Source organism: Streptomyces katrae, from assembly GCF_000966975.1.
GTDB classification, from domain to species: domain Bacteria; phylum Actinomycetota; class Actinomycetes; order Streptomycetales; family Streptomycetaceae; genus Streptomyces; species Streptomyces katrae.
Map to the genome: position 1 here is coordinate 1 of NZ_JZWV01000908.1, position 8,768 is coordinate 8,768.

General features: G+C 73.4%; 7 protein-coding genes and 1 pseudogene. All 8 read left to right on the forward strand.

The genetic code is table 11. The features are described from left to right. Positions 1-22 precede the first annotated feature (22 nt). Positions 23-817, forward strand: a pseudogene (locus tag VR44_RS29325) (vWA domain-containing protein); the annotation flags it as partial. Positions 818-926: 109 nt separating this feature from the next. After that, positions 927-2,693 carry a glycosyl hydrolase family 18 protein gene (locus VR44_RS29330; RefSeq protein ID WP_045950639.1) on the forward strand — a complete coding sequence of 589 codons (1,767 nt, stop codon included), beginning with the start codon at positions 927-929 and terminating at the stop codon, positions 2,691-2,693. Between the two features lie 83 nt (positions 2,694-2,776). After that, on the forward strand, positions 2,777-3,373 hold the full coding sequence (locus tag VR44_RS29335; protein WP_045950640.1) for a HutD/Ves family protein: 597 nt from the start codon (positions 2,777-2,779) through the stop codon (positions 3,371-3,373). 77 nt (positions 3,374-3,450) lie between these two features. Continuing rightward, on the forward strand, positions 3,451-4,206 hold the full coding sequence (locus tag VR44_RS29340) for a carbonic anhydrase (RefSeq protein ID WP_045950646.1): 756 nt from the start codon (positions 3,451-3,453) through the stop codon (positions 4,204-4,206). A gap of 67 nt (positions 4,207-4,273) precedes the next feature. Further along, positions 4,274-5,146 carry an RNA polymerase sigma-70 factor gene (locus VR44_RS29345; RefSeq protein ID WP_045950641.1) on the forward strand — a complete coding sequence of 291 codons (873 nt, stop codon included), beginning with the start codon at positions 4,274-4,276 and terminating at the stop codon, positions 5,144-5,146. Between the two features lie 113 nt (positions 5,147-5,259). Then, positions 5,260-6,531, forward strand: coding sequence for an SGNH/GDSL hydrolase family protein (locus tag VR44_RS29350; protein ID WP_045950642.1), 1,272 nt, complete (start codon positions 5,260-5,262; stop codon positions 6,529-6,531). Between the two features lie 144 nt (positions 6,532-6,675). Further along, the gene (locus VR44_RS29355) at positions 6,676-7,635 is read left to right on the forward strand and encodes a PLP-dependent cysteine synthase family protein (RefSeq protein ID WP_045950643.1); all 960 of its coding nucleotides are present in this window, start codon (positions 6,676-6,678) and stop codon (positions 7,633-7,635) included. 104 nt (positions 7,636-7,739) lie between these two features. Continuing rightward, positions 7,740-8,768: ATP-grasp domain-containing protein (locus tag VR44_RS29360; protein WP_045950644.1), on the forward strand; the 1,029-nt coding region annotated here is incomplete at its 3' end.

Consider the following 8,768-nt stretch of genomic DNA (forward strand, 5'->3'; position numbering starts at 1 on the left):
ATGTGTATAAGAGACAGGCTCCGCCCCCGCGCCCGCCGAGGGCGTCGTACGCCTGGTCAAGGGCGAGGAGTGGCTGCCGCCGGAGATGCGCGGGCGCCTCTCGCTGCGCAAGGAGCAGGTGGCCGTCAGCCTCCGCAAGGCCGGCGCCGGTGACGTCACCGCCCGCGTCGTCCTCGTCCTCGACGCCTCCGGCTCGATGAGCACCCTCTACGCCCGGGGCACGGTGGCGGGCGTGGTGGAGCGGATGGCCGCCGTCGCCGCCCAGCTGGACGACGACGGCGAGATGCAGGCCTGGACCTTCGCCACCAACCCCGCCCGGCTCCCCGACCTCGCCATCGGCGAGCTCCCGGAATGGCTGGGGCTGCACGTGCGCGTCGGCCAGATGAGCGTCTTCGGCCGCAAGAAGCCGCCCAAGGGACTGCGGCCCGGCCAGGTGGACATGCGGCAGGTGGGCTTCCAGAACGAGGAGCAGAAGGTCATCGCCGAGGTGCGCGCCTTCGTCCGGGCCCACCCGGTGCCCGCGCCCACGCTGGTCCTGTTCTTCTCCGACGGCGGTGTGTACCGCAACGCCGAGATCGAACGGGAGCTGCGGGAAGCCGTGGAGGAGCCGGTGTTCTGGCAGTTCGTCGGCCTCGGCCGGGCCGGTTTCGGCGTGCTGGAACGCTTCGACACCATGCCCGGCCGCCGGGTCGACAACGTCGGCTTCTTCGCCGTCGACGACATCGACCGGATCCCGGACGCCGAACTCTACGACCGGCTCCTGTCGGAGTTCCCCTCCTGGATCCGCGCCGCCCGGCAGGCCGGCATCCTGCGCTGAACCCCCGCCCCCGGCGGGGCCGGTGTCGGCGGGCCCCCTTGACCTGATGCTGGTCCAGACCAATCATGGGGCGTCCGTCCGTTCGCTCGCGCCCCACCGGGAGCCTTCGTTGAGACTGCGTCAGCCTGCCCTCCGCCGCTTAGCCGCGGTCTGCGCCACCCTCACCGCCTCCGCCGGCCTGCTCGCCACCGCCGGCGCCGGGCCCGCCCTGGCGGCCGGCCCCCGCGCGGCCACCCCACTGCCCGCGCACGTCTTCGCCCCCTACTTCGAGGCGTACTCCTCCGACAGCCCCGCCGACCTCGCGCAGAAGTCCGGTGCGAAGTACCTGACGATGGCCTTCGTCCAGACCGAGGCCAAGGGCTCCTGCACCCCGTACTGGAACGGCTCCACCCAGCAGCCCGTCGCCGACTCCGTCTTCGGCGCCGACTTCGCCGCGATCCGGGCGCGCGGCGGCGACGTCATCCCCTCCTTCGGCGGCTACGCGGCAGACAGCGGGGGCACCGAGATCGCCGACAGCTGCACCAGCGTCGACGCGATCGCCGCCGCCTACCAGAAGCTCGTCACCACGTACGGCGTCAGCCGCCTCGACATGGACATCGAGGACAAGTCCCTCACCGACAAGGCCGGTGTCGACCGCCGCAACCAGGCGATCAAGAAGCTGCAGGACTGGGCCGCCGCCTCCGGGCGCCCCCTGCAGATCTCCTACACCCTCCCCACCACCACGAGCGGACTCGCGAGCAGCGGACTGGCCGTCCTCAAGAGCGCCAAGGCGGCCGGTGCCCGGGTCGACGTGGTCAACCTGATGACCTTCGACTACTACGACGGCGCCACCCACGACATGGCCGCCGACACCCGCTCCGCCGCCACCGGCCTCTACGACCAGCTCGCAGCCCTCTACCCGGACCGGACCCCCGCCCAGCTGTGGGGCACGATCGGCGTCACCGAGATGCCCGGCATCGACGACTACGGCCCCGCCGAGACCTTCACCACCGTCAACGCCACCGCCGTCCGGGACTGGGCGGTCTCCAAGGGCATCAACACCCTCTCCTTCTGGGCCCTCCAGCGCGACAACGGGGGCTGCCCCGGCACCGGCGGCTCCGACACCTGCTCCGGCATCGCCCAGGACCCCTGGTACTTCACCCACACCTTCGCCCCCTTCACCGGGGGCGGCGGACCCGCCGCCGACGAGTTCTCGGTCTCCGTGGCACCCGGCTCCGCCTCCGTCAGCCCCGGCGGATCCACCACCGCCACCGTCTCCACCCAGGTCACCTCCGGCGCGGCCCAGCCCCTCGCCCTGACGGTCTCCGGCGCCCCCGCCGGCGTCACCGCCACCCTCACCCCCGACACGGTCACCGCCGGGGCCACCGCCCGGCTCACCGTCGCGGCCGCCTCCACCGCCGCCCCCGGCACCTACCCGCTCACCGTCACCGCCGCCGGGAAGACCAGCCACGCCGCCGCCTTCACCCTCACCGTCTCCGGCCCGGGCGGCGGCAGCGGCGCCCTCGTGAACGGCGGCTTCGAGAGCGGCTCCCTGTCCCCCTGGAGCTGCGAGAACGGCGGCTCGGTCGTCACGGCCCCGGTCCACACGGGCACGTACGCCGTCCAGGCCAACCCCGACCAGGCCCACACCGGCGAATGCGCCCAGACCCTCACCCTGACCCCGAACACCACCTACACCCTCGGCGGCTGGGTCCAGGGCGACTACGCCTACCTGGGCGTCCGGGGCGGGGCGAGCGCCAGTACGTGGACCAGTTCGACGGGCTGGACCAAGCTGACCGTGCCCTTCACCACCGGAGCCTCCGGAACCGTCACCGTCTACCTCCACGGCTGGTACGGACAGGGCCCGGTCCGCGCCGACGACCTCACCGTGAACTAGCCGTCCCGGGTTAGGCTCGCCCCACCGCCCGGCCCCGTACCGGCGCCCGCCGGCGGTACGGACCCGAGGGAAGGAAGCCCCGCATGCCCGGCCCCGCCGCCATCCGGATCCTGCGCGCCGCCGACCGTGCGGCCGTGCCCTGGAAGAACGGCGGCGGGGTCACCCGCGAGATCGCGTCCCGGCCCGGCGGCGCCGGGACGGAGGACTTCGCCTGGCGGGTCAGTCTCGCCGAAGTCGCCGCCGACGGGCCCTTCTCGGAGTTCCCCGGCGTGGACCGGATCCTGACCCTCGCCGAGGGCGCCGGGATGGACCTCACGGTCGCGGGCCGCCACCGGCGCGTCGACGAGCGGTACGCGCCCTGTGACTTCCCGGGGGACGAGCCGACCGGCTGCCGCCTGCTGGACGGCCCCGTGGTGAACTTCAACGTGATGTACCGGCGCGGCGCCGTCGAGGCGCGCACCGCCGTCATCCGCGGGGAACTCTCCCTCGCCGTCCCACCGGACACGGCCCTCCTGGTCGTCGCCCTGGACGGACCGGCCCGCATCGGCCACCCGGACGGGGCCGACGAACTCGGCCCGTACGACGCCGCCCTGCTGGAGGCGCCCCTGACGCCGTACCGAGTCCGCACCGCAGGCCGGACGGCCGTCGTCGGACTACGGACGATCACCGCATGCGATTGAGCCGTTACCCCAAGGGTTTCGGACAATTGTTCCGCCAAGCTTGGGTCAAAGCTCGGTAAATCGCGATGCTGGCGCGCATGTTGTCGAACACGCGCACGTCGAACACCGAGCCGGTACGCGAGGAGGCCGCGCCCAGCCGGCGCGCCCTGCTGCGGACCGCCGTCGCCGGCACGGCCGCCGCCGGGTCCGTCCTCGCCCTCGGCTCCTCCTTCCCGGCCTCTGCCGCGACCTCCGGCGCCGCCGTCCGCCCCACCACGCCCCAACAGGCCCTGCGCGAGCTGGAGGCGGGCAACCGGCGCTGGCGCACCCACCGCCAGGAGCACCCGCACGAGTCCCCCGCCACCCGGCTGCGGCTCACCACGGCGCAGCACCCCTTCGCGATCGTCCTCGGCTGCGTGGACTCCCGCGTCCCGCCCGAGCTCGTCTTCGACCAGGGGCTCGGCGACCTGCTGACCGTCCGCTCGGCCGGCGAGGTACTGGACGAGGCCGTGCTCGGCAGCATCGCCTACGGGGTACTGGAACTGGCGGTCCCCCTGGTCCTGGTCCTCGGCCACCAGTCCTGCGGAGCCGTCAAGGCGGCCGTCCACGCCGAGGAGACGGGGGAGCGGCTCCCCGCCCACATCCAGTACCTGGCCGACCAGATACGCCCCTCCATCGACCACGCACAGCAGGGCGAAGCCCGCGTCAGCGCCACCATCGACGCCAACGCCCGCCGCACCCGCGACCGCCTCGCCGCCGAACCCGACCTGGCCCGTGCGATATCCGCCGGGAAGCTCGCGGTCGCCGCCGCCCGCTACGACCTGCGCGACCAGCGGGTGCGCACCCTGAGGTGACCCCAACTCCCCACCGTCCGGCGGCCCCAGGGGTGAGCCGACACGACGGCCCGTGCAGAATCGACCGGTGATCACGACCGAACCCGAGACGGACCCCTTCGAGGAACACCGAAGGCTCCTCTTCGCCACCGCCTACCGCATGCTGGGCACCGTCAGCGACGCCGAGGACATCGTCCAGGACGCCTGGCTGACCTGGAACAAGGCCGACCGCTCGGAGGTGCGCCACCCCAAGGCGTACCTCGTGCGCACGGTCACCAACCTGTCCCTGAACAGGCTCACCTCCGCCCGCGCGACCCGCGAGGAGTACGTCGGCCCCTGGCTCCCGGAGCCCCTGCTCACCTCACCCGACGTGGCCCAGGACCGGGAACTCGCCGAGAGCGTCTCCATGGCGATGCTGGTCGTCCTGGAGACCCTCTCGCCCCTGGAGCGCGCGGTGTTCGTCCTGCGCGAGGTATTCGGCTTCTCGCACGCGGAGATCGCCGGCTTCCTCGACCGCGAGGAACCGGCCGTCCGGCAGATCTCCTCCCGCGCCCGCAAGCACGTCGCCGCCCGCCGGCCGCGCTTCGACACCGACAGCGCGGAGCGCGAGCGCGTCACCGACCGCTTCCTGACCGCCTGCGCCGGCGGCGACATCAACGCCGTCCTGGAGATGCTCGCCCCCGACGTGACCGCCTGGTCGGACGGCGGCGGCAAGGTCACGGCCGCGCGCCGCCCGCTGTACGGGCCCGACCACGTGGCCCGCTGGCTCTTCGGCGTCCTCGCCAAGCCCGCCAACGCCGGTGTCACCGTCACCACGGCCCTCGTCAACGGCGAGCTCGGCATCCTCGCCGAGCTGCACGGCACCCCGATCGCCGTGCTCACCTACGACCTGGAGAACGGCCTGGTCCGCAACCTCCGCATCCAGGTCAACCCGGACAAACTCGCGGGCCTGCGCCGCTGACGGACCGTCCGGCCGGACCCCCCGACGCCGGGGCCCGGCCGGACGGCGGGCAGGCCGCGGGAAAAAAGTCCGTCCTCCTGTCACATCCGCGGTCCGGTGCGCGTCAGGGTGGTGTGAACAGGAACAAGACCGCTCTCGCCGCCCCGATCGCCGCCGCCCTCCTGGCCGCGGCCGTCACCACCGCCACTCCCGCCGCCGCCGCGTACGGCAGCCCCTGGCACAGCGCCTGGGGCGCCTCCCCGCAGGCCCCCACCCACACCGACTGGTTCCCCAACTGGTCGGAGCAGGGCTTCCGCGACCAGTCGGTGCGCCAGGTGGTCCGGGCCGGGGCCCAGGGCGGCGAGCTGCGCGGCCGCCTCTCCAACGCCTACGGCAAGGCCCCGCTGCGGCTGGCCGGCGCGACCGTCGCCAAGAGCGCCGGGGGCGCCGCCGTCCGTCCCGAGACGGTACGCACGCTGCGCTTCGGGGGCTCGGCCACCACGACCGTCCCGGCCGGCGCGGAACTGTCCAGCGACGCCGTCGCCCTGCCCGTCCAGGCCTTCGAACAGCTCACCGTCACCCTCTGGTTCCAGGGTCCCACCGGCCCCGCCACCTTCCACAACGTGGCCATGGCCACCTCCTTCCGGGCCGACGGCAACCACCTGCGCGACGCCGCCGCGGACGCCTTCTCGGCCGCGGGCGACCAGAGCTTCTCCTGGTACTACCTGGCCGGGATCGACGTGAAGGACCCCGCCGCCCCGGGCCCGCGCCGCAGCGCCGTCGTCACCTTCGGGGACTCCCTCTCGGACGGCTTCGGCGCGACCCCCGGCGCCGACCGCCGCTACTCCGACGCCCTCGCCGGGCGCCTGGCCGCGCTGGGGACCCCGCGCCCGGTCCTCAACGCCGGCATAGGCGGCAACAAGGTGCTCACCGACTCGCCCTGCTTCGGCGAGAGCGCCCTCAACCGCTTCCGCCGCGACGCCCTCGGCCGCCCCGACACCGCCGCCGTCATCGTCCTGGAGGGCACCAACGACATCGTCCAGCCCGACGGGGTCCAGGACCGCTGCACCACGGGCCCCCGGGTCACCGCCCAGCAGATCATCGCCGGCTACCGCGAACTGATCCGCGAGGCCCACGCCCGCGGCGTCAGGATCATCGGCGGCACGATCCCGCCGTACGGGGAGTCCGGCTACTGGACCGCTCGGGGCGAGGAGGTGCGGGCCGAGGTCAACCGGTGGATCCGCACCAGCGGAGCCTACGACGCCGTCGTTGACTTCGACCGCGCGGTCGCCGACCCGGAGCACCCGCAGAACCTCAAGGCCGAGTTCGCCTTCGCCGACCGCCTCCACCTCAACGACGCCGGCTACCGGGCCATGGCCGAGGCCGTCGACGTCAACGCCCTCTGACAGCAGGGGGCAGGCCGGTCACCGCCGCGCGTGGTGCGCGAGCCGGGCTCGAGTCATCCGCGAGCCGGGCACCAATCGCGCACCACCGCGGCTGGCTACTTTTCGAAGGACCGACCGCACGTCCAGCACCAAAGGGGGAGGCACGTGAACAGCGCGCTCACCACCCGCCGCATCGCGGCATCGTTCGAGGATCTCGTCGGCGACACCCCGCTGCTCCACCTCCAGCTCGACGGCCTGCCTCCCACCGCCCGGGTCCTGGCCAAGCTGGAGGCGGCCAATCCGCTCTCCAGCATCAAGGACCGGGCCGCCCTCTTCATGCTGCGGGCCGCCGAGGAGTCCGGCGCGCTGGTGCCCGGCGCCACCGTCATCGAGTCCACCTCCGGCAACACCGGCATCGCCCTGGCCGCGCTCGCCGCCTCCCGCGGCTACCGGTGCCTGATCGTGCTGCCCTCCAACGCCTCCAGCGAGCGGGTGCTGACCCTGCGCATGCTGGGCGCCGACGTCGAGTTCACCGACCACACGCTCGGATTCCGGGCCTGCGTCGAGCGCGCCGAACAGCTGCACGCCGAGATGCCCGGCTCCTGGTACGCGCGCCAGCACGAGAACCCCGACAACGTGCGCGCCCACTACGAGACGACCGGGCCCGAGATCTGGCGCGACTCCGGCGGCCACGTCGATTACCTGGTGTGCGGGATCGGGACCGGCGGCACCATCACCGGCATCGCCCGCTACCTGCGCGAGCGCAACCCCGCCCTGAAGGTCGTCGCCGTCGAGCCCGCGGGCTCCGCACTGCTCTCCGGCGGCGAGCCCGGCCCGCACCGCATCCCCGGCCTGAACGGCGGGTTCATCAGCCCCGTCACCGACGTGCACCTCATCGACGAGGTGATCGCGGTGGACTGCGAGGACGCCGCCGCCACCACGCGCGCCCTCGCCGCCCGCACCGGGCTCCTCGTCGGCATCTCCGCGGGCGCGGCGGCATACGGCTGCCTCGAACTCGCCCGCCGGTACGACCTGTCGGACGCGGTCGTGGCGACCGTGTTCCCCGACAGCGGCGAGCGCTACCTCAGCTGGTGGCCGCAAGCCGAACCCGCCGGCCGGCCCTGAACGGCCCGACCGGGCCCCGCCCCCCACCGTACGCACCCCGACGCCCGCCCGAGTACGAGCCCGAGCCCGAACATCCCTGCCGCCGCAGGGGGAGAAGAGAGCGAATGAACCCCGAGCGCACCCTGCTGCTCGTCGGTGGAACCGACGAGACCGTGCAGAAGGCCCACGACCTGGGGCTGAACGTGCTGCTCCTCCAGCACCCGACCAAGGTCAGCGAGCTGCAGAACCGCCTGGCCGCCGCCGTGGAGGTCGTCGACTTCACCGAGTGGTCCCTGGTCGAGCCCCTGGTGCGGGCCTGGCACGAGAGCCCCGGCTTCGCCGCCGTGGTCTCCCTCACCGAGCCGGGACTGGAGAACGCGGGCCGGATCAACGACCTCTACGGGCTCGGGGGCACCGGCTACGAGGTCACCGCCCGCATCCGGGACAAGGCCGCCATGCGCCGCTACGTCGCCGAGCACGACCCGGAGCACGCGGTCGGCGCCCGCTCCCTGAAGACCCGTGAGGACCTGGACGCCTTCGGCGCCTCCTACGGGTTCCCCTTCATCGTCAAGCCCGTCGACGCCACCGCGAGCATCGGCGTCATGCGGGTGGAGGGACCCCAGGACGCCGACCGGGTCTGGGACGAGGTCACCCGGCTCTCCGGCACCCGGACCGACCGGGTCTCCTCCCTCTTCGTCCTGAAGGACTTCCTCATGGAGGAGTTCCTCGACGGCCCCGAGTTCAGCGTCGAGTCCTTCAGCTTCGCCGGCCGCCACGTGATCGTCACCATCACGGAGAAGTTCACCTCCGACGGCCACTTCGCCGAACTGGGCCACGCGGTCCCGGCCCGGCTCTCCGAGGCCGACGACGCGGCGATACGCGAGGGCATACGCGGCTTCCTGGACGTGATGGGCATGCGCGACGGCGTCTGCCACACCGAGGTCCGCCTCACCGCCAAGGGCCCGCGCGTCATCGAGGGCCACAACCGCATCGGCGGCGACTCCATCCCCGAACTGGTGCTCAGCGCCTTCGGCGTCGACCTGATCACCCTCGCCGTCGGCCACCCCTTCGGCCTGGTCGAGGAGCTGCCCGACCGTCCGCGGGCGCACGGCGGAGCCGCCGTCCGCGCCCTGGTCGGCACCCCGGGCACCACC

Excerpts from the sequence above, each read along its gene's own strand:
- VR44_RS29335 (WP_045950640.1), top strand. The coding sequence starts at position 2,777 with ATGCCCGGCCCCGCCGCCATCCGGATCCTGCGCGCCGCCGACCGTGCG.
- VR44_RS29340 (WP_045950646.1), top strand. The coding sequence starts at position 3,451 with ATGTTGTCGAACACGCGCACGTCGAACACCGAGCCGGTACGCGAGGAG.